The sequence below is a fragment of the Paracoccus sp. S4493 genome (assembly GCF_000967735.1).
GTDB lineage: Bacteria > Pseudomonadota > Alphaproteobacteria > Rhodobacterales > Rhodobacteraceae > Paracoccus > Paracoccus marcusii.
The window spans coordinates 1-279 of the sequence record NZ_JXYF01000569.1 but is presented as its reverse complement, the minus strand read 5'-3'; the positions used below and the strand labels follow the sequence as shown (position 1 = coordinate 279).

Here is a 279-nt window from a genome sequence, read left to right as displayed (position 1 = left end):
CCCGCCATGGCGCCTGCCAGCGCGGCGGCCAGCGGGTCCAGCCCGGCCGAGGCGCCGCTGCCGCCCTCAATGGTCTGCGACGGGCTGCCGGCCGTGTCGGAGCCAGAGGCGGCGTCCTGCCCCCCTGCCCCGCCCTGCGCATCGCGCAGCGCGTCTTCCAGTGCCTGCCGATCCGCCGCCTCGCGCGCAGCCTGTTCGGCAGCCGCCTGACGCTCGGCCTCGGCTTGGCGCTCTGCCTCGGCGGCGGCTTCGGCGGCGGCACGGCGCTCTTCCTCGGCC

The 279-nt window shown here is 78.9% G+C and carries 1 pseudogene; it reads right to left on the bottom strand.

The annotated features are described in order from the left end of the window. A pseudogene (locus TW83_RS21715) lies at window positions 1-279 on the bottom strand (hypothetical protein); the annotation flags it as partial.